Raw genomic sequence first — 20,626 nt, forward strand, 5'->3', positions numbered from 1 at the left:
CTGTTACCATTTCTAGCTTTTAAAAAAATCCTAATTATCCTTCTATATGACGAATAGGATATAATGCTTTTTCTAATACTTGCTTATTTTTTTCTGTAATTTCGTTTTTGCGTGGAATAGGTGGATAAAAACCTTCCGGATCTTCCCACATACTTGGTAGAGTTACAGGTGATTGATCGGTCCAACTGTTTATCCATTCTGTAGGAAGTTGCCCAGTCCCCGCAATATTTTCGGTCATCTCTAACCACAAATGCCCCCAAGCTCTTGGAACGACGCGCCAAATATCATATCCGCCACCACCAACTGCAATCCATTTGCCATTGCAATATTGATGAGCAACCTTATGAGCTATTTTAGGAATTTCTTTATAAACATTAATACTAGTCGATAGATGTGTTAATGGATCATAGTGATGGGCATCTACACCGTTTTGTGTAATAATTACGTCAGGTTTGAAGAAAGCAGCTACTTTTCTTAACGACTGTTCATACACTTCTAAAAACGATTCATCTTCTGTAAAAGCGTCTACTGGAATGTTAAAAGAGTAGCCGTATCCGTCCCCTTGTCCACGTTCATTTACATTACCGGTACCAGGAAAAAGGTATCTACCTGTTTCGTGAATAGATAATGTACAAACATCTGGATCTTCATAGAAAGACCATTGAACGCCATCTCCATGATGTGCATCCGTGTCCACATATAAAACTCTAGCATTATATTTCTTTTGCATATATTTTATCGCGACAGAGCTGTCGTTATAAATACAAAAACCAGAAGCTTTACCACGGAATCCGTGATGAAGGCCTCCCCCTAAATTAAGTGCATGTTCAGCTCTACCTTGCATTACTTCATCAACAGCTGTTAGTGTACCACCAACGAGTAAGGCACTTGCTTCGTGCATATTCGGAAAAATAGGGACGTCCTCAGTACCTAAACCATAACTACTTGCTTTTTCTTTAGAAAGAAGACCTTTTCCAGCAAGCTTTACTGCTTCTATGTAATTTACATCGTGAATGAGTGATAGCTCTTCATCTGTTGCCATACGTGGTGGAATCATGTCTTCTTCTGAGAGAGCATCAGATTTTTTTAGTAAATCTAAAGTCAATTGTACCCTTAATTGGTTAAATGGATGTTTTTCACTAAATTTGTAGGATAAAAAGTCATCAGAATAGATGAAGGCTGCTTTTTTCATGCATCCATCCCTGGCAAGTTTGGCCACAGCACTTCATATCCCTCTTCTTTCAAATCAAAAATCACTTTTGTAGGATCCATAGTTTGAACACGAAGTACTAAAATTTTATACTTTTCATTATCATCCGGGTACACTAACACACTTAAAATATTTAACTTTCTTTTTCTTAAAATTGAAGTTACTTCTGCTAGCTTACCTGCAATATTTTCTACTTTAATTTCGAACTGAGATGCAGGTTGATGGGCACCTGTAAGCTGAATGAATGTGTGTAATAAATCAGATTCAGTAACAATGCCAATTAGTTTTTGGTCTTGTATGATAGGAAGGCAGCCAATTTTATGCTCGTAAAATTGGGCAGCAATCTCTTCAACAAAATCAAGAGGATGCCCAAAAATAACATCTTTTGTCATCACTTTAGAGAGTGGTTGCGTTATATCTTCTTTCTTCCATTCACTAAGAAGGGAAGAAGGTAAAACATCTCTTATATCTCTATCAGAGACAATACCGACCATATTTTGATTTTCATCTAGAATCGGAATGTGCCTAATACGCTTTTTTGACATCATTTGAATGGCAGATTCAACTGTGTCTGTAGGCTTTAGTGTATAGACATCTCGTTTCATAATTTTTTCTACAATCATATCTGTTTCCCCCTTTGCTGAACTACTAACTATATGAATTTATTTATATCATCTAATACATAAAACGGTTTTTAAATCTTAGTTGATCGAATTGTTGTACGGACTCAGGCTTTATGTTTTTTCCGATTCGTGCCATTAAACAGTTTGCAGGGTGTGAACTGATTTCAGGCTCATCTGTAGCATAATATTCAAGGCCGCCGGCATGCATCATTTTTTCCATTACTTTACGATAGTCCCATACGTTTAAACCAGTACCTTTTAAGTCCCAATGCCAGTAATATTCGGTTGTAATTACAATGTAATTTTCCATCATTTCATCCATCATGGATACGCGTAATAGTGTCTTCCCTACGGAGAAACCTCTAAAGGCTGGAATTACTTCTATTGCACCTAGCTCAATTAAGTTTTCAATGTTGCCTTCTGACCAGCGTTCCATTGGGTCTGGGTATAAATAAGTTACATAACCGACAATTAAATCATCCATTCTTGCAATAATAATTCTTCCTTCAGGTAATTTTGCAATTTCTACTAATGCAGCATGTTGTTGTGCTGGTGGCCTAAATGCAACTAAGTCTTCGTGAAACTCATAACTAGCTAGTTTCTGAGAAGAAACTGGCCCTTCCACAATCACTCGACCGTGTGGTGTTTTGATTTCTTGTGCGTTATACGTTTTTTTATGTTCCATTGTCATCACCTTCTTGAAGCAGTTTTCGTTAATTCTATTATTATGGAAATTTTTAAAAAAAGGAAGAACAATTAAACAGAACTTTAGTCTAGTATGTGAATGCACTTTTTTAGTAAGCGTTTACAAATAGACTATAATAATAGTCTACTAAAAATTCATAAGAAAATCATGGTTTTAAACAAACTTTTCAAAAAATTGAGAAAAAAATAATTTTGTTATATAATAGATTCGAATATATACATAAGGGGGAGTTTGGGATGAAAGTGGAAGCGCTGCCAGTGACAAAGGGGAACTATAATCTTGAAGATTATGATAAAACAAGTGCAAGCTTCGATTGGTCAGAGGTAGAGAAAAATTTCAGTTGGTCTGAAACTGGTCGAGTAAATGCTGCATATGAAGCAATCGATCGCCATGCTTTAACTCACCGAAAAAACAAAGTAGCATTATATTATCGTGACGGAAATCGTGACGAAAAATACACTTTTAAAGAGATGAAAGAGTTCTCTAACAAAGCCGGAAATGTATTAAAGCAAGCTTGTGATGTGGAAAAAGGGGATAGAGTATTTGTTTTCATGCCACGCTCGCCAGAACTATATTTTGCTGTGCTAGGAGCTATTAAACTAGGCGCCATCGTAGGGCCATTATTTGAAGCATTTATGGAAGGTGCAGTAAAAGATAGATTAGAAGATAGTGAGGCAAACGTATTAGTTACGACGCCTGAACTGTTAAATCGTGTACCATTAGATGAACTTCCAGCTTTAAAGCATGTCGTTCTTGTGGGAGACGGTGTAAAAGAAGAAGGACCATTTGTTGATTTTCATACTAGACTTAAAACTGCTAGCAAAGAGTTGCAAATAGAGTGGGTAGAAAAAACAGACGGATTAGTTCTACACTATACGAGTGGATCAACAGGTAAACCAAAAGGTGTTTTACATGTTCATAACGCTATGGTGCAACAATACCAAACGGCTAAATGGGTACTAGACTTACAAGATGACGATGTATATTGGTGTACAGCTGACCCAGGTTGGGTAACGGGTACCGCTTATGGTATTTTTGGTCCTTGGTTAGTCGGAGCATCAAACGTTATCGTTGGTGGGCGTTTTAGACCGGAAGCTTGGTATGAAACAATTGAAGATTATGGTGTATCGGTATGGTATAGTGCTCCGACAGCATTCCGTATGTTAATGGGTGCTGGAGATGAAGTAGTGAAGAAGTATAACCTGTCTTCACTTCGTCATATTTTGAGTGTAGGTGAACCACTAAATCCTGAAGTAGTTCGTTGGGGTTCTAAAGTATTCCAATTACGAATTCACGATACATGGTGGATGACAGAAACTGGGGCACAGTTGATTTGTAACTATCCTTGTATGGAGATTAAGCCTGGCTCTATGGGGAAACCTATTCCTGGAGTTAAAGCGGCTATAGTAGACGATCAAGGAAATGAATTACCACCATATAGAATGGGTAACCTCGCAATCAAAAAAGGTTGGCCATCTATGATGCACACGATTTGGAATAATAAAGAAAAGTATGAATCTTATTTCATGCCAGGTGACTGGTATGTTTCAGGGGACTCAGCTTATATGGATGAAGATGGGTACTTCTGGTTCCAAGGGCGTATCGATGACGTAATTATGACTTCTGGTGAGCGTGTAGGGCCATTCGAAGTTGAAAGCAAGCTTGTGGAGCATCCTGCAGTTGCTGAAGCTGGTGTAATCGGAAAGCCAGATCCGGTACGTGGTGAAATCATTAAAGCTTTCGTTGCTTTACGTGATGGCTATGAGGCAACAGATGAGCTAAAAGAAGAAATTCGTCTGTTTGTCAAAAAAGGTCTTGCAGCACATGCAGCTCCTAGAGAAATTGAATTTAGAGATAAACTTCCAAAAACGAGAAGTGGTAAGATCATGAGACGTGTGTTAAAAGCATGGGAATTAGATTTACCAACTGGCGATTTATCTACGATGGAAGATTGATAGAATGTTGAAATGTTCTGTGAAATTATCTCACAGAGCATTTTTAAATTATAAAATAGAAAAAGGAGATCTCATATTGTTGAGATCTCCTTTTCGTGAATTCTAATAAATTAATCTTCATCCTCAGAATCGCTAGGATCTGAAGGTGGATTTGTAGATCGATTACGGTTGCTATTATTTCTGTCGCTGTTGTTTTCTTCTTCTTCCTCTTTAGGAGGTTTAACATCTCCTAATTCTATTGGTTTTGATGAAGAAGATTCTTTTCCAGTTGCATTTACAGCTGTTACGTAGAATACGCCTGAATTTTGATTAATATTCGTTTTCATATCATCACCAGCTCTTACAGAAGCAATTTTTCTAGCTTGAGCTTCGGTGTTTTGTGCGTAGTATACGTAATAGCCAATAACGTCTTTTTCTGAACTAGAATTCCAACTTAATGTTTTACCAGATAACTTTACATTAGCTACTTGTTTTGGTGCATTGTTGTTCGTTGGTAAAGTTTCATCAGAGATAGCGACTAAATCTTTAAATACTGCATTATCAGCCATTAGTTTTGTAAACTCTTCTTCTGTTAGTTGTAATCTCTTTAAGAAGTCTGTTTTTAATACAGGTCCTTGTTTTACAAATTCAGAAGGAGTTGAACTTAAAGGAGCATAAGCAATATCGCCGATTCTTACAAATTTTCCAATCGATAGACTATCATCTACTTTTGTTGGCGCAAATTCAGCGTTAAAAATATCTTCTCCAACTAAACCAGCCTGTCGGCATAGGTCTGAAGGTAATAAACCAGTTAACTTACAGTAACTTCTTCTTACGATACCCCCTGGCATTTTAAAACGCTCAGAAGGACCGATGTATTCTGGATTTGCTTCATATGCAGAATTCAATAAGTTAGCCCACATTGTCTGTGTTCTAGTTGAAGCACCACCAGCTAAAGATCTTCTTTGTTCGTAACCAAACCAAACACCTAATGTGACATTCGGATTAGAGGCAACAAACCAGCTATCATGCGTATAATTGGAAGTACCAGTTTTACCACTCCAATCAGAAGAGAACTTTAATCTACTTCTAACGTTTCCAGCTGTCCCACTTATTACTACGTCTCTCATAGTATCTATCATTAAATAAGCAGTTTGTGGAGAGTAAATTCTTTTTGGCTCAGCTTTATGTTCATAAATTGTTTCTCCAGTATTGGAGACAATTTTTTGAATTAAATACGGTTTATTGTATTCTCCATTATTAGCAAAAGTAGCATATCCTGACGTGTTTTCTAATACAGTTACTCCTGTACCAGATGCACCTAATACACCAGATATTATAGCGGCATCATTTTCTGTTAAATATTTGAAATTTTGTTCGAATAAGAAATCCATCGGTCTATATTGTGCTTTTAGGTCAACATATGCTCGGACAGCAGATATGTTGTAAGAATGTTTTACTGCGTCCCGAACGGTTACTAAACCATACTCTTTACCCGTATTAAAGTTAACTGGAGTATATGGTGCCTGTCCACGTATTTCAAATGTTTTCTTAATATCGGCTAACATACTGCCAGGTTGAAGCTTACCGTATTCATATGCTGGAGCATACAATAATAGAGGTTTCATTGTTGATCCATTATGCCTAGGTGATCTTGTTGCATAGTTTATTTCTGAATGATTGAAATCCCGTCCAGGAATAAAACTTAAGATGGCACCAGTCTTATTGTCTAATAAAACAGCTCCAACTTGTTCTGGATTTTTAACTGTTTCTCCAGTTTCTTCGTCAATCTTTGGAGGACCAATTCTAAATCCGTCACGATCAAAAATTGGTTTAGCTGCATTTTCATCAGCCCAATCAAGTTCTGGTCCAAATTGAAACTTGTCTTTTGCTTCTTGCATCTTATCGAACATTTCTTTGTTTATCGTTGTGTGAATGTGATAGCCACTTTGTCTTATATTTAAATGAGCTAATTCCTTATATTCATTTAAGAGATTAGTGTTTTCTTTTAAATCTTTCTCTTCATAACCATCTTGTTCAGCTAAAATAAATGCAATAATTTCTTTTGCATGCTCTTCAATTTCCATTGTTAAATGTGGATATTGTTGGAATGCTGTTCCTTCAGGGTCAATAAAGTCTTTCGTAATGTCATAAGCCAAAGCTTTTTCATGTTGTTCTTCTGTTATATATCCTAAAACATTCATTCGGTTTAAGACATGGCGCATTCTATCTAAACCAGGTCTTAATCCTTCTGGTGATTTTACTTCAGCTGTACGAGTAAAAGGTGTATATGCAAAAGGACTTTGTGGCAAACCAGCGATATAAGCGGCTTGCTCTAAAGTTAAATCGTTAGGTTCTACTCCAAAGATTCCTCTAGAAGCCGTTTTCACTCCTGCAATATTTCTGCCTGAAGAGTTTCTACCGAATGGAGAAACATTTAAGTATGCTTCAAGAATCTCTTCTTTTTCGAAGTAATGCTCTAATCTCAGTGCTAACAAAATTTCTTTCGCTTTTCGATCGAAGGAGACTTCGTTTGTTAAAATTTGATTTTTTATTAATTGTTGAGTTAATGTACTACCACCAGTTTGATTGGCAGAGTTTAATACTTCTTGTAACATTGCACGTAAAAGAGCCTTTGGAACAATTCCTGGATGCTCATAGAAATATTCATCTTCTGTTGCGAGTAATGCTTGAACTAACACTTCAGGTACTTCGTCTATTTTTACTTCTTCTCGATGCAAATCTGCCCTATACGTTCCAAGAAAAAGATTATCAGCGAAGTACATATTAGATGTTTCTTCATAATCATATATGTTACGTTTCATGTCTTCATAAGGACGTAAAGGTTCATCCTTCACAAGAGCAGCAAAGTAACCAGCTAACGTACCGCCAGCAAAGCCTAAGCTAATCACTCCTATAAGAATAAAGATTAAAATTAAATTCCAAACTACTGAGTATGTAATATTAAAGCCTTTTTTCGTTTTTTTATTTACAAAGAATTGATAGAACGACAAAAATTGTTCTTTTGTTTTATCGAACTTTGACATAATATAATCCCCCCATTAAACATTATTATTATAGCATACTGTAAAGATTTAGATGGGGATTTTTTTATTACAAAAAGGTCCATTCAAAAAATATGTAGTTGACAAATAGCTTGGGGATATGATAAAAGTACTTTATAATTATTTTGAATAGTGATAAGCAAAGATAGGAATTAGTAATATTTAATAGCGAGCTTACAGAGAGCTGGTGGTAGGTGCAAATCAGTACTGCATTAAATATGAATTACCTCCTAGAGCTTCTTTTGTGAACAGCTTTTGAGCCTATTAGCAAAAGACGGTTATCAAGCCGTTATGAACAAACAAGTGGTAAAGCAATGATTGTTGCTTTGCAAGTTGGGTGGTACCGCGAGATATAAACTCGTCCCTTCTATATAGGGATGAGTTTTTTTATTTGACTAAATCAAAGGAAAAGAGGAATTGGAATGAGTAACTTATTAGAAGATTTGAAGTTCCGCGGCCTAGTTAATCAGATTACAGATGAAGAGGGCTTGGAGAAGTTGTTAGAAACGGAAAAAGTAAAGTTATACTCTGGATTCGATCCGACAGCAGACAGTTTACACATCGGTCATATGCTACCTGTTTTAACGTTAAGAAGATTTCAACAAGCTGGACACTCTCCAATCGCTTTAGTTGGTGGAGCTACAGGTTTAATTGGTGATCCAAGTGGTAAAAAAGCAGAACGTACGTTAAACACTTCCGACGTTGTTGCGGATTGGTCCAATAAGATTAAAGACCAACTTTCTTGCTTTCTAGACTTTGAAGCTGCTAATAATCCAGCTGTTATTGCGAACAACTTTGACTGGATTGGTAACATGGATTTAATTACCTTCCTACGAGATGTTGGTAAAAATTTCGGGGTTAACTACATGCTTGCAAAAGATTCTGTACAGTCTCGTATTGAGTCTGGAATTTCCTTTACAGAATTTACTTACATGATCTTACAGTCACTAGACTTTTTACATTTATACAAAAATGAAAATTGTAAAATACAAATAGGTGGAAGTGACCAATGGGGTAACATAACTGCTGGTTTGGAACTTATCCGTAAATCCGAAGATGAAGCAAAAGCTTTTGGGTTAACAATTCCATTAGTTACAAAGTCAGATGGAACTAAGTTTGGTAAAACAGAAGGCGGAGCTATTTGGTTAGATAAAGAGAAAACATCTCCTTACGAGTTCTACCAGTTCTGGATTAACACAGATGACCGCGATGTTGTTAAATACTTGAAATTCTTTACTTTCTTATCCCATGAGGAAATTAATGAGTTAGAAACTGAGATGGAACAAGCACCTGAAAAACGTTCCGCTCAAAAGAAACTGGGTGAAGAAGTTACAAAACTTGTTCATGGTCAAGAAGCATTAGAGCAAGCAATTCGTATTTCGGAAGCATTATTTAAAGGTAACATCGCAGATTTAACTGCATCAGAAATTTCACAAGGTTTTAAAGATGTTCCTTCGTTCCAATTGGAAGGAGAAGATGATGTTGCTTTATTGGAACTTTTAGTGATGAGCAAAATTGCACCTTCTAAGCGTCAAGCTCGTGAAGATATAACAAACGGTGCAATCTCTATAAACGGCGAACGTGAAACAAGTTTAGAGCGTGTCTTAACTAAAGAAGATCGTATTGAAGGACAATTTACGGTTATTAGAAGAGGGAAGAAGAAGTACTTTTTAATTAAATACTAATGCGTTCTTTTTTAGAAATAGATTTTTGTGGAATAAAGTCAATGATATATGTATGAATGGCCTTAGAGTAATTTCTAAGGTCATTTTTCGTTTTTGCTTCGGGTAGGTGTGGTGGTGTTGTTTGTATTTGCTAAAGATTGAAACAGAAATTGATTGGATTGAAACACAAGTGGATGAAGGAGTATGCGGTGAGATGGATTGAAACAGAAAAAGGTGGAATTGAAACACAAAGTATAAGGATTGAAACAGAAATTGCTTGGATTGAAACACAATTGGGATGAAGGAGTATGCGGTGAGATGGAATGAAACAGAAAAAGGTGGAATTGAAACACAAAGTATAAGGATTGAAACACAAACTACATGGATTGAAACACAAAATAAATGAAAAACTCTAGAAACAAATTTTAAAATAAAATGAGGATTAATAAAATAGTTGTACGTAGAAAATAGAAAATCACCATAAAAAAACCCCAATCGAATAATCGACAGGGGTCTCCGAAACTATTAACGAGAGTAGAACTCAACGATTAATGCTTCGTTAATTTCAGCAGCTAACTCAGAACGCTCTGGTAAGCGAGTGAAAGTACCTTCTAACTTGTCAGCATCGAAAGTTAGGTAGTCAGGAACGAAGTTGTTCACTTCTACTGATTCTTTCACAACTGTTAAGTTTGAAGATTTTTCACGTAGAGAAATTGTTTGACCAACTTTCACGCGGAAAGAAGGGATGTCAACGCGTGCGCCATCAACCATAACGTGACCGTGGTTAACTAATTGACGAGCTTGACGACGAGTGCGAGCTAAACCTAAACGATAAACTACGTTGTCTAAACGAGATTCTAAAAGAACCATAAAGTTTTCACCGTGTTTACCAGGTAATTTGCCAGCAATATCGAATAAGCGACGGAATTGACGCTCATTCATACCGTACATGTGACGTAATTTTTGTTTCTCTTGTAATTGTAAACCGTATTCAGAAATCTTCCTACGTTGGTTTGGACCGTGTTGTCCTGGTGCGTAAGGACGCTTGTCTAATTCTTTACCTGTTCCGCTTAAAGAAATTCCTAAACGGCGGGATATTTTCCAACTTGGACCTGTATAACGAGCCATGAATGACTCCTCCTTTAATGTGTTATTATTTTTGTGCAATAATAACCCTTAGCGAAATTACTAACAGGATTATGATGTTTTCATGTATCCTCGCTCTGCAGCAAAGAGTTACTCGATACACCTCCGATATAGATATCGGGGAACAAAATAATCAAACTAGCATATCACATAGGCTGCAATATTTTACACAAACGCTATTGTATAAAAAAAACAAATGAAAGTCAAGGTTTTTTCATGGTATAAATATAATAGTAGGTTTTGTAAAGGAGAATTTGATGAAGAACGAAACAAAAAACGAGAAAATAATTAGACTTAGTTTAATCGTCATTATTAGTATTATTACCATGCTATTATTTAAAGTTCAATTCCAAATGTTTACTTTCTCTTCCGATGATTCATTCGAAAATGTAAAGTTGCAAGTAGAAGTTTTACAAGTGATGGATGAGAACAATGAATCCCCAATAGTAGCAATGGTAAAAGATTACGAAGGGAAGCCAATGTTAGTTACATATAGAATAAATGTGAACGATAACTTTCGCTTCGAAACGATCCAAGCAGTTGAATTAAAAGAAGTGCCCAATAGTATTAGTAAAAATGCAAGTTCAAACGATGTTTGGGTTGAGTTAAAAGATGAATTTACGTTATTTACAAAAGAATTAGATGTGGTGAAAACGCAACTTGAAAAGCCAGTTAAAAAAACTCAAGAACAATACAACATTCAAATAAGTGAGATGGACACTGTACAATATTTAATAGAAGTTTATAAAAATGATATAAAAGTAGTACAAAAAGCAATTCAACAAAAGCCGGTTCATGTACACAAATTGTCAACTGATGATTCATTGTGGTTAATTCAATTAGAGGAAGATGTAATGCTTCTTTTTTCATAAATTAATAATAGGAAATATTAACTAGATTTGGTATAATGTAAGTAGTCAAAAAATAAAAGGTGAATGAGATGAACCAATCTAAAATGAGCTTAAAGCAATTGAAAATGTTAATGTATGATTACTTTCTTCATTCGGAAATTTTTGATTTGGAAACAATAAATGTAATTGTTGAAGATTTTTTGAAAGAAAATATGGAAGTTGAAAATGTTAAAGTCATCTCATGCAACGATAAAGAATTATTTATAAAAGAACCTAACGACTTAATTAATGCTTATCAAAATAAATATAGCATTCCACTAATTCATAATGAGGTTTATGAGGGGGAATTGCTTTTACATGTTTACAAAACAAAGAAAATACCAACTGATTATATAAACGAGCTTTCCAAAGAGCTGGCATTAGTTTTAAATAAAGTGAAAAAATTAGTCTTGGCAAAAAATGAACAACATAGATACGAACAATTATATCGGGTAACCTCTAAGTTTCATTCAACGATGGAAATAAATACGATACTATCAGAAATATTTGCAACGTTACGAAACATGTATAATGATTACACCTATTTTTTAATGTTAACATCAGACTATGATAACCTTCAAAACCTGCCTGTTAAGCGCTTCAATTTTGACGAGGGTGACTCGGTTGCTATGCAAGCTTATGTTACTGGTGAAGTGCAATTAGAGGACTCTATAAAAGAAAAAAGATCGTATATTTATATACCGCTAAAAGGGAAACAAGGGATTTACGGAGTATTACAGATAATCGCAGTAGATGCTGTTGTTTTCCCGAAAGAAGAAATAATGTTTATTACACTTTTAGCAAATACGGCTGGAACTGCTTTTGAAAATGCTCAATTATACCAACAGTCAAGGCAATCCATTTCAGACCTTCGATTAATTAATGAGGCATCCCATCAATTAAATACGAATTTACGATTGTCAGAAGTGACAGCTTATTTATACGAAAAGATAATGGATACATTCCAAGCAAAAGAACTCGGTTTTTTAGTTTGCAATCGAGATGGAAGAAAAACGGAACAAGATATATTAGAAGGGTCAACTTCCTTTTTTGAAAAAGAAAATGCAAACGTCCTTATTGATTACGTAAGACAAAGTATCATTCAACAGAAAGAGCCGATTTTCATTAGTGATACTAGAAGTAATCCTACTTTAAAAGACTTAGAGTTTTATTCATGTATCGTTATTCCAATGGAATTATCAAATGATAAAATTGGAGCTTGTATCGTAGGGCATACGTTGCCATATTTCTTTAGTTTTGACCAGTTTAAATTGTTACAATCATTAATTCACCATTCTACGCTTGCCTTCAGTAACTCCATGTTAAGGGAAGAGTTAGAGAAATTTGTCATTACAGATTATTTAACGCGATTAAGATCAAGAAAGTATTTAGATGAAAAAATACAAGTATCGATGAAAAACGATTCTTTCGGAACATTTTTACTAGTCGATATAGATGATTTTAAACTTGTTAATGACCGTTACGGACATCAAGTTGGTGACGATATATTAATTCAAGTGGCCAATATAATAAAAGAAAATATTCGCGATACAGATATTGCAGCACGTTGGGGTGGCGAAGAATTGGCAATCTACTTACCTAAAGTAGACTTGTCCCTTGGTACTCAAATTGCTGAACGTGTACTAACACAAGTAACTACGAAAACAACACCAACTGTTTCCATCTCATGTGGTATCTCTTATTGGGAAAAAGGAGATAGTATTACAGCGAAAGAACTATTTTTAAACGCGGATTCCGCTCTTTATGAAGCAAAAGAAACTGGTAAAAATAAATATTGCATACAAAAAGAAAATACAGCATTCTCATCATAGCTTTGAGCCCTGAATTGGTTTCGGGGCTTTTCTTTTTGGTTATTAAGGTAGTACATAGTTGTTCGAAATGCCATAAATCTTTTAAAAGAAAACGCTTTCATTTTCATGTTAAATGCCATATGCTAATGGTAGGTGTTAACAAAGGGGGAAATAGATATGGACAAAAAGAGATTTGAGACTACGGTAATTCATGACGGATACGATAGTACGCAATTTCACGGAAGTCTAGCACCACCTATATATCAAACATCGACTTTTTCTTTTGAAACAGCGGAACAAGGGGAGAAGCGCTTTGCAGGAGAAGAAGAAGGGTATATTTATTCCCGCCTAGGAAATCCAACAGTAAAAATGTTAGAAGAAAGAATTGCTGCATTAGAAAAGGCAGAAGCAGGCTTAGCGTTTGGCTCTGGTATGGCCGCAGTTTCTGCAACTTTAATTGGTTTAACGAAAAGTAATGACCATATTTTATGTTCACAGGGGATATACGGATGTACATTTGGACTTTTAACACTGTTAGAGTCAAAGTATAACGTATCCCATAGCTTTTGCATGATGCAAACAGAACAAGAAATTCGCGACGCCATCAGACCTGAGACGAGCTGTATTTATTTAGAAACACCGGTAAATCCTACTATGATGTTGATTGATTTAGACTTGGTTGTTTCTATAGCAAAGGAAAAGAATATTCCAGTTGTAGTTGATAACACATTTAGCTCTCCATATTTACAAAACCCAATTGAACTAGGGTGTGACATCGTACTACACAGTGCTACGAAATATATTGGTGGTCACGGGGATGTTATCGCAGGATTAGTAGTAGGAAAAAAAGAATGGATACAAGAAATTTCGATGACTACTTTAAAAGACATTGGTGGTGTAATGGCACCGTTTGATGCGTGGTTACTTTTAAGAGGATTAAAAACGTTGCCTGTTAGAATGGATCGTCATTGCGAAAATGCCGAAAAATTGACGAATATGTTAAAAGAGAATGAGCTTGTTGAAAAAGTATTTTATCCTGGGGATGTAAATAATCCGAGTTACCCTATTATGAAAAAACAAATGCGTAAAGGTGGAGGCCTAATTTCATTCACTATTAAAGGTGGAAAAAAAGAATGCCAACAGATTTTAAACAACTTAAAATTAATAAAAATAGCTGTAAGTCTAGGAGATGCTGAAACCCTAATCCAACATCCAGCTACGATGACTCATTCTGTCGTACCGAAAGAAACACGCGAGACAATGGGGATTACAGAGAACTTAATTCGTCTATCTATTGGACTTGAAGCATGGGAAGATATTTGGGCAGACTTACAGCAAGCTTTAGAAAAATTGAAAAAATAATAGCTGATTTGAAAAAGCTCAAGCACTTATAGTAGTACTTGAGCTTTTCATTATCAAGTTTTAACCTTCTAATAATACATTTACAAACTGCTGTAAATATTTTTTATCTACTTCATCAAATCGAGATTTAATTGGACTGTCAATGTCTAATACTCCAATAACTTCTCCGTCTTTTAACATCGGTACTACAATCTCTGATTGAGAAGCAGCATCACAAGCGATATGACCTGGGAATTGATGAACATCATCCACTAACTGCGTTTCTTTTGTAGATGCTGCAGTTCCGCAAACTCCTCTTCCAAATGGTATTCTTACACAAGCAGGTAAACCTTGGAAAGGCCCTAAAACAAGTCCATTTCCTTCCGTTAAATAAAATCCAACCCAATTAATTTCTTTCAAGAATACATTTAATAAAGCAGACGCATTGGATAAGTTTGCGATGAAATTTGGCTCATCACTAATCAATGCTTTTAATTGTTTTAATACTAACTCGTAATTTTCTTCTCTAGTTCCAGAATATAGTTCGACTTGAAACATCATTTTCCCCTCACTTTTTCACAAATCATTTACTCAAATTGGCAAATCATACACAATTCCCATGTACTTTGTCGACATTTAATAAAAGGATAAACGGAACCGTTATAGAAATCAACTATAGTAACTCCATTTACATGAATCAATTTCATAATTTCAGTTCGTTTAATGAAAAACGAATATTTTAGTGATATACAAAATAATATGTTCATTTATTAAGGTGTATAAATACAGAATACGATGCTATTATTCGTTTTTCGTCTAGTAGTCGTACATTATGAAACGGACTCACATAATAAATACAATTAATCTAAAGCACTAAATTTGTTGGGGGTGAAGGAATTGGATAGTACTAGGAATAGGATAGTAGAAGCAGCGATAGGATTATTTCATGCGAATGGCTATAGTGGAACGAGTGTAAGAGATATTGCTACAAAAGCGAAAGTAAATGTAGCCCATATTTCTTATTATTTTTCTAGTAAAGCTGGCTTGCATGAGCACTTAATAACTAGCTTCCTTGAAGAGTATATGCTAATTTTAGAATACCAATTTAAAAAAATAAAGACATACTCGGCAAGAGAATGTCTTCTATCGACAATATCATCTGTTTTACAATTTCATAGGGAGAATAGTAAACTTGCTAGCTACGTCTATCGTGAAATAATGTTACAGACAACTTTAGCAAGAGAAATAATGATAACGTACTTAGCGAAGGAAAAGCAATTTTATAAATATGTATTTGAGTATGGTAGAAAAACAAAAGAATTTCATGCTATTTCTGTACCTCTTACGGTTGCTCAATTAAGAAACATGATAAGCATGCCTTTTCTTCACGCTTCTTACTTGTCAGAAGTATGGCAAATAATGCCATATGATGCGAATAGTTTAATGCAGTATGAAAAAATTATTGTAAAATGGTTAGAACAGATGGTTTTTATCCAGGGTACAAAAAGAATTGCTTTATAATAGTTGCTTGTTAATTCTTTCTAACCCTTGACCTAAATCCTGCGCGTTATGGGCATCAGAGCCATAAATGAGAGGGATTTTTCTTTTTGCTGCCTCAAACGCAATGTGTTCTGGCGGATATGTATCTTGGCAATATTTTTTATTTACTCCCGCACCATTATAATCAAGTTGCATTTCATGTTTCTTTATTAGGTCTAATAATGGTAATACGAAAAGTGATAGATTCCCATTGTATGGATAAAGCAATTTGAATTTCTCCACTAATGTGATGTGGCCTATACGCTTCGGCTTGAATATTCCTAAGTCAGATGTAATAGACTTTTCAACAGTCTCAAAGTAAGCTTTGTAAACTTCATCAAGACTTCCGTATACCTTCACTATTTCTCCAAATTGCTGTTCACTGTAGTCTAAACAATAGTAGTTTATATCTTTACGTAAAAAATGCACGGATAAAATGCTGTCATCAAGTAAACTGCCATACTCTTGTAAGAAGTATTTTGTCTCCCCTTCAAATTCTTCAATAAAATCTACTTCTAATCCACAGTTTATCGTTAACTTTCCTTGATAACGTTCTTTCAGTTTTCTTACCCCTTCCAAATAAATACTCAAATCATTCCAATTCATCGCACTGTCTTTGTGTGGAGTAGGATCTGTAAACCTCTTTGGAAGTGGAGCGTGTTCGGTGAAAGAGATTTCATCCATTTTTAGCTTAATAGCCTGTTCCACATACTGCTCTAACGTATCTCTTGTCCCATGTGGACAATAAAAAGTATGAATGTGCTTATCCTTCATTTCTTCTACCCTCTTTGTGCAAATAATTTTTTACTATCATACTTTACTTACATTCTAATTTCTATTAAATTGTCTTTATTTATGTAACTTTTGACAGCAATAAATGAACATAGACAATTTTAATTCTTAAAGATAGTATTGATTTTCATACTAATCTCGCTATAATCACCCGCGCTTTTGAACAGAACAATGAGTAAAAAGTATGATATAAATTTCTCATCTACAAAAAAACGGACAAATTACTAGTTTTTATGTAAAAAAATATTAAAATTTAGGTCAAAAAATGTCGGTAACATGGTATCATAAATACATTGAATATCAAATAGAAGTTTGTTTTTTTTATGATAATGTTATTTTACTAAACGTTTTATTAATGTTTTTACATACAAAAGGTAAATCGGCTTAAGAAGACCAACAGGGATAAAGGGGACTTTCGGATGAAGATAGTAATTGGAATATTAGTTTTAGCTATTACATTTGTTACGTTTAGTTATTTTACTAGAAAAAAGATTTATAGTGAAGTTGACCGACTAGAAGTGTGGAAAATGTCGATCATGAACAAGCCTGTTACGGAAGAATTGTCGAAAGTAAAAGATTTGAATATGACAGGTCAAACAGAAGAACTTTTTGAAAATTGGAGAAATAAATGGGATGATATTTTGACATATCAACTTCCAAACATTGAAGAGATGTTGTTTGATGCAGAGGAATATGCTGACAAGTATCGATTTAAAAAAGCAAAAGCAGTTGCTAAAAAAGCTGACGAGCAATTAACAGAAATAGAAAAAAGTATAGATGAAATATATGCTGAGCTACAAGAATTGATTGGTAGCCAAGCGGATAGTAATGAAAAGGCGACAACATTAGAAGAAAAATATAAGCAATGCAAAAAGCATTTATTAACGCAACGACACCAATACGGAAATGCAACAACAAAACTTGAAAAAAATTTAGAAGCTTATGCTGAGAGTTTTACAGAGTTTAAAGAAGCTATTGATAATGGTAATTACCTAGTTGCAAGGGATCTTATTAATAAAGTAGAGAATGAAATCGCTGAGTTTGAATACAAGCTAAATGAGTTACCAAATCAATTAATAGAATGTCACTCTATCATTCCGGGGCAACTCGCGGAAATAGAATCCGGCTATAAAGATATGATAGAAGAAGGATATAAACTAGACCACTTAAAAATTGAAGAAAAAGTAGAAACGTTGCGTTCTAAATTGAAGGTGCTTTTAGAACTATTAAACAATACTGATGTAAAACAGGCGTCAGAAGGTGTATCTTCTGTAAAAGAGGAACTCGAGTCACTTTACGACCTTATAGAAAAAGAAGCTCTTTCCAAACAATATATCAATAAAGAAATTCCAACGATTCATACGAACTTAGGTCAGCTAACAGAACAATCAACAAATTCTAAAGAAGAAACAATTATTGTTCAAGAGAGTTATCAACTATTAGAAGACGACCTTACAACGCAAAAAACAATGGAAAGCAATATTCAAAAATTAAATAACAGATTTTTAATATTGAAACAACATCTAGAGGAAAAGTCCATTGCATATTCCATATTAAAAGAAGAATTAGAAGATATATGTGAGCAAATTAATTCTATTCAAGAAGTACATGAGCAATATGTAATAATGTTACAAGCATTGCGTAAAGATGAAATGGCTGCAAGAGAACAGTTAGTTCATTTGAGAAAATTACTATTTGAATCTAGAAGAATGATTGATAAAAATAATTTACCAGGATTACCTAAAGATTTTTATGATCTTATTGCAGAAACGAATAGTAATATTAAAGCTGTTACGGAAAAATTAGAAGAAAAACCATTGAATATTATTGAGGTTAATGTTATTTTGCAACATGCCGTTGCTTCCGTTGAAAAATGTTATAATGAGACGAAAGACATTATAGAAAATGCAGCATTAGCAGAAAAAGTTATTCAGTATGGAAATCGATATAGAAGTAAATATAATTCTGTACATGAAAGGCTAGTAGAGGCCGAGCAATTGTTCCGTAGTTTTCAATATGCTGCGGCATTGGAAGAAGCGGCTACATCGCTAGAAGAAGTAGATCCAGGGGTACTTAAGAGAATCGATAAACTAATTGAAAAAAGAATTGGAAATGATGAAGGTGAAGTGGAACAACAAAATATTAACTAGTATAACAATCATGTTAGTACTATTCATCGGGATTATACTGACATGGGGAAGTGCTTTTTATAACTTTCAAACGAATACTCCTCCCGCACCAACGATTGTTACTGATATTCCTATAGAAGAAGTTAGGGAAGTGGAAAAAGAAGAATCTAATCCACAAAAAGAAGTAACTACTGAACGCGAAGAAGATGCAGTAGTCCATATTACGTTAGAAGATGGGCTAACGGTAGAATTGTTAAGAAAGTTAAAAATTACAGAAACGAACATTTCCATTGATCGTTTACTTTCCATACTTGATATAAAATAAAAAAGGGCTGTCCATATTGGGCAGCCCTTACGTTTTCGTTTTTATGATTTTATTTTCCCTAATATAAACCCTATTAGTGCTCCAACTATAGCAGGTACTAACCAGCCGACACCTTCTGCATATAGTGGTAAATTACTGAAAATGTTTTGTAAGAATGTGATATTAATATCTGCAATTGCAAGTCCGTCCACTACACTAATAATTCCAGTGAATAGTAATGCGAATCCATAAACAGATGATGGGTTATCCATTTTCACGAAGGAGAGGACGATTAAAACAATCGCGAGTGGATAGATCATAATTAATACCGGTAATGAGAAAGTAATCAATTGATTAAGGCCAACGTTTGCAACAATCATACTAAAAACACTTAAAATTCCAACGAACATTTTATAAGAAATAGTTGGAACTACTTTTGCAAAAAACTTACTACATGCTGATACAAGTCCTACTGATGTTGTTAAACATGCAAATGTAATAGCAAGACCAAGAATTACCGCTCCAATGGAACCAAATAAATAATTTGCAGATCCAGATAAGATGACACCACCGTTAGCTGCATCTCCAATCGCATCTTTACTTGTTGCACCTAGATAAGCAAGTGCAGCATACACAACGGTTAACCCAGCTGCCGCAATGAATCCAGCTTTAAGGCAAAGGTTTGCGATCGTTCTCTTATCTGTCACTCCTTTATCACGAATAGCAGATATGATAACGATACCAAATACTAGCGCAGCGATTGTATCTAATGTTAAATAACCTTCGATAAACCCTTTAAAGAATGGTGATTCTTCATAAGCTAGAGCAGGTGCTTGTATTTCGCCCATAGGTGTTACAATACTTTTTAAAACTAAAATTCCTATAACAGTTAAAAGAATTGGAGTTAATATCTTTCCGATACGATCTACTAATTTAGATGGATTTAATGCTACGTAGAATGTAATGGCAAAAAACACAATTGTATATAAAAATAGTGGCCATCCTTCTGTATTCCATCCAGCAGGAAGAAATGGTGTCATACCTATTTCATATGCTACCGTTCCTGTACGAGGAATTCCGAAGAAAGGACCAATAGCTAAGTACATAATTAAAGTGAAAACTAATCCAAAAACAGGATTAACACGGTTAGCAAGTGTTTGTAAGTCCCCACCTGTTTTGGCAATCGCAATTATACCTAGTAATGGTAACCCTACACCGGTAATTAAAAACCCGAGTACAGAGATCCAAAGGTTTGTACCTGCAGATTGACCTAACAGTGGTGGGAATATCATGTTACCTGCCCCTAAAAATAATGCAAATAACATTAACCCTAATATAAGAATATCCTTATTTGAATATAATTTATTACTCATATGTTTCCTCCTGAAAATTAAGAAAATGAATACGTTTACATAGTATCATAATTGATGAGAAAATTGTCGAATATTATAAAAGTTAAATTATTAACTATA

General features: G+C 34.7%; 16 protein-coding genes and 1 other annotated feature. Of the genes, 8 read left to right on the top strand and 8 right to left on the bottom strand.

All coding sequences use genetic code 11. The annotated features are described in order from the left end of the window. Positions 1–34 precede the first annotated feature (34 nt). Genes CDZ89_RS04865 through CDZ89_RS04875 form a run of 3 tightly spaced genes read right to left on the bottom strand, consistent with a single transcriptional unit; the run spans position 35 to position 2,518 of the window. Positions 35–1,192, bottom strand: a complete 1,158-nt coding sequence (locus tag CDZ89_RS04865) for an acetoin utilization protein AcuC (RefSeq protein WP_100333332.1) — start codon at positions 1,190–1,192, stop codon at positions 35–37. Further along, positions 1,189–1,833, bottom strand: a complete 645-nt coding sequence (locus CDZ89_RS04870; protein WP_096152930.1) for an acetoin utilization AcuB family protein — start codon at positions 1,831–1,833, stop codon at positions 1,189–1,191. Before CDZ89_RS04870 ends, CDZ89_RS04865 begins: the two co-directional genes overlap by 4 nt. A gap of 52 nt (positions 1,834–1,885) precedes the next feature. Next, entirely contained in the window at positions 1,886–2,518 is a 633-nt protein-coding gene (locus tag CDZ89_RS04875; protein WP_096152931.1) for a GNAT family N-acetyltransferase, read from the bottom strand. A 257-nt stretch (positions 2,519–2,775) separates the two neighbouring features. Between CDZ89_RS04875 and acsA the strand changes: the two genes are divergently transcribed. Further along, entirely contained in the window at positions 2,776–4,494 is a 1,719-nt protein-coding gene (gene acsA / locus CDZ89_RS04880) for an acetate--CoA ligase (RefSeq protein ID WP_100333333.1), read from the top strand. Between the two features lie 110 nt (positions 4,495–4,604). Here acsA and CDZ89_RS04885 read toward each other — a convergent pair whose 3' ends face one another. Next, positions 4,605–7,520: a transglycosylase domain-containing protein gene (locus CDZ89_RS04885; RefSeq protein ID WP_100333334.1), complete on the bottom strand. Its 2,916-nt coding sequence runs from the start codon at positions 7,518–7,520 to the stop codon at positions 4,605–4,607. Positions 7,521–7,671: 151 nt separating this feature from the next. Then, positions 7,672–7,907: a binding site (T-box leader), on the top strand. Between the two features lie 53 nt (positions 7,908–7,960). On the opposite strand from CDZ89_RS04885, the gene tyrS reads away from it, so the two are divergent. Next, a complete protein-coding gene (gene tyrS, locus CDZ89_RS04890) occupies positions 7,961–9,223 on the top strand; it encodes a tyrosine--tRNA ligase (protein WP_096152934.1) in 1,263 nt (420 codons plus the stop codon). Positions 9,224–9,727: 504 nt separating this feature from the next. On the opposite strand, the gene rpsD is transcribed toward tyrS, so the two are convergent. After that, entirely contained in the window at positions 9,728–10,330 is a 603-nt protein-coding gene (gene rpsD / locus CDZ89_RS04895; RefSeq protein WP_096152935.1) for a 30S ribosomal protein S4, read from the bottom strand. Positions 10,331–10,605: 275 nt separating this feature from the next. Here rpsD and CDZ89_RS04900 point away from each other — a divergent pair, with 275 nt between their 5' ends. The 3 genes from CDZ89_RS04900 to megL all read left to right on the top strand — a co-directional run bounded on the left by CDZ89_RS04900 (position 10,606) and on the right by megL (position 14,411). Beyond that, positions 10,606–11,220, top strand: coding sequence for a hypothetical protein (locus tag CDZ89_RS04900; protein ID WP_100333335.1), 615 nt, complete (start codon positions 10,606–10,608; stop codon positions 11,218–11,220). A gap of 68 nt (positions 11,221–11,288) precedes the next feature. Further along, positions 11,289–13,070, top strand: a complete 1,782-nt coding sequence (locus tag CDZ89_RS04905; RefSeq protein ID WP_227521438.1) for a sensor domain-containing diguanylate cyclase — start codon at positions 11,289–11,291, stop codon at positions 13,068–13,070. A gap of 156 nt (positions 13,071–13,226) precedes the next feature. Further along, positions 13,227–14,411: a methionine gamma-lyase gene (gene megL / locus CDZ89_RS04910; RefSeq protein ID WP_096152937.1), complete on the top strand. Its 1,185-nt coding sequence runs from the start codon at positions 13,227–13,229 to the stop codon at positions 14,409–14,411. Positions 14,412–14,471: 60 nt separating this feature from the next. Here megL and CDZ89_RS04915 read toward each other — a convergent pair whose 3' ends face one another. Beyond that, on the bottom strand, positions 14,472–14,948 hold the full coding sequence (locus CDZ89_RS04915) for a GAF domain-containing protein (RefSeq protein WP_096152938.1): 477 nt from the start codon (positions 14,946–14,948) through the stop codon (positions 14,472–14,474). Positions 14,949–15,287: 339 nt separating this feature from the next. Between CDZ89_RS04915 and refZ the strand changes: the two genes are divergently transcribed. After that, entirely contained in the window at positions 15,288–15,911 is a 624-nt protein-coding gene (gene refZ, locus CDZ89_RS04920) for a forespore capture DNA-binding protein RefZ (RefSeq protein WP_198508229.1), read from the top strand. Here the strand turns inward: refZ and hisJ are convergent. After that, entirely contained in the window at positions 15,906–16,703 is a 798-nt protein-coding gene (gene hisJ / locus CDZ89_RS04925) for a histidinol-phosphatase HisJ (RefSeq protein ID WP_096152939.1), read from the bottom strand. The genes refZ and hisJ overlap by 6 nt on opposite strands. Positions 16,704–17,140: 437 nt before the next feature. Between hisJ and ezrA the strand changes: the two genes are divergently transcribed. Next, on the top strand, positions 17,141–18,871 hold the full coding sequence (ezrA, locus tag CDZ89_RS04930) for a septation ring formation regulator EzrA (RefSeq protein ID WP_096152940.1): 1,731 nt from the start codon (positions 17,141–17,143) through the stop codon (positions 18,869–18,871). Continuing rightward, the gene (locus tag CDZ89_RS04935; protein ID WP_157842677.1) at positions 18,843–19,175 is read left to right on the top strand and encodes a hypothetical protein; all 333 of its coding nucleotides are present in this window, start codon (positions 18,843–18,845) and stop codon (positions 19,173–19,175) included. The genes ezrA and CDZ89_RS04935 overlap by 29 nt, the downstream gene beginning before the upstream one ends. Before the next feature lie 41 nt (positions 19,176–19,216). Here the strand turns inward: CDZ89_RS04935 and brnQ are convergent, their stop codons facing one another. Then, positions 19,217–20,527, bottom strand: coding sequence for a branched-chain amino acid transport system II carrier protein (gene brnQ / locus CDZ89_RS04940; protein ID WP_096152943.1), 1,311 nt, complete (start codon positions 20,525–20,527; stop codon positions 19,217–19,219). Positions 20,528–20,626: the final 99 nt, after the last annotated feature.

This window comes from Bacillus alkalisoli (assembly GCF_002797415.1).
In the GTDB taxonomy this organism is placed as follows: Bacteria; Bacillota; Bacilli; order Bacillales; family Bacillaceae_I; genus Bacillus_CD; species Bacillus_CD alkalisoli.

Bases quoted from the DNA above. Each gene is read 5' to 3' on its own strand.
- CDZ89_RS04865 (WP_100333332.1), bottom strand. From the start codon at position 1,192: ATGAAAAAAGCAGCCTTCATCTATTCTGATGACTTTTTATCCTACAAA.
- CDZ89_RS04870 (WP_096152930.1), bottom strand. From the start codon at position 1,833: ATGATTGTAGAAAAAATTATGAAACGAGATGTCTATACACTAAAGCCT.
- CDZ89_RS04875 (WP_096152931.1), bottom strand. From the start codon at position 2,518: ATGGAACATAAAAAAACGTATAACGCACAAGAAATCAAAACACCACAC.
- acsA (WP_100333333.1), top strand. From the start codon at position 2,776: ATGAAAGTGGAAGCGCTGCCAGTGACAAAGGGGAACTATAATCTTGAA.
- CDZ89_RS04885 (WP_100333334.1), bottom strand. From the start codon at position 7,520: ATGTCAAAGTTCGATAAAACAAAAGAACAATTTTTGTCGTTCTATCAA.
- tyrS (WP_096152934.1), top strand. From the start codon at position 7,961: ATGAGTAACTTATTAGAAGATTTGAAGTTCCGCGGCCTAGTTAATCAG.
- rpsD (WP_096152935.1), bottom strand. From the start codon at position 10,330: ATGGCTCGTTATACAGGTCCAAGTTGGAAAATATCCCGCCGTTTAGGA.
- CDZ89_RS04900 (WP_100333335.1), top strand. From the start codon at position 10,606: ATGAAGAACGAAACAAAAAACGAGAAAATAATTAGACTTAGTTTAATC.
- CDZ89_RS04905 (WP_227521438.1), top strand. From the start codon at position 11,289: ATGAACCAATCTAAAATGAGCTTAAAGCAATTGAAAATGTTAATGTAT.
- megL (WP_096152937.1), top strand. From the start codon at position 13,227: ATGGACAAAAAGAGATTTGAGACTACGGTAATTCATGACGGATACGAT.
- CDZ89_RS04915 (WP_096152938.1), bottom strand. From the start codon at position 14,948: ATGTTTCAAGTCGAACTATATTCTGGAACTAGAGAAGAAAATTACGAG.
- hisJ (WP_096152939.1), bottom strand. From the start codon at position 16,703: ATGAAGGATAAGCACATTCATACTTTTTATTGTCCACATGGGACAAGA.
- ezrA (WP_096152940.1), top strand. From the start codon at position 17,141: ATGAAGATAGTAATTGGAATATTAGTTTTAGCTATTACATTTGTTACG.
- brnQ (WP_096152943.1), bottom strand. From the start codon at position 20,527: ATGAGTAATAAATTATATTCAAATAAGGATATTCTTATATTAGGGTTA.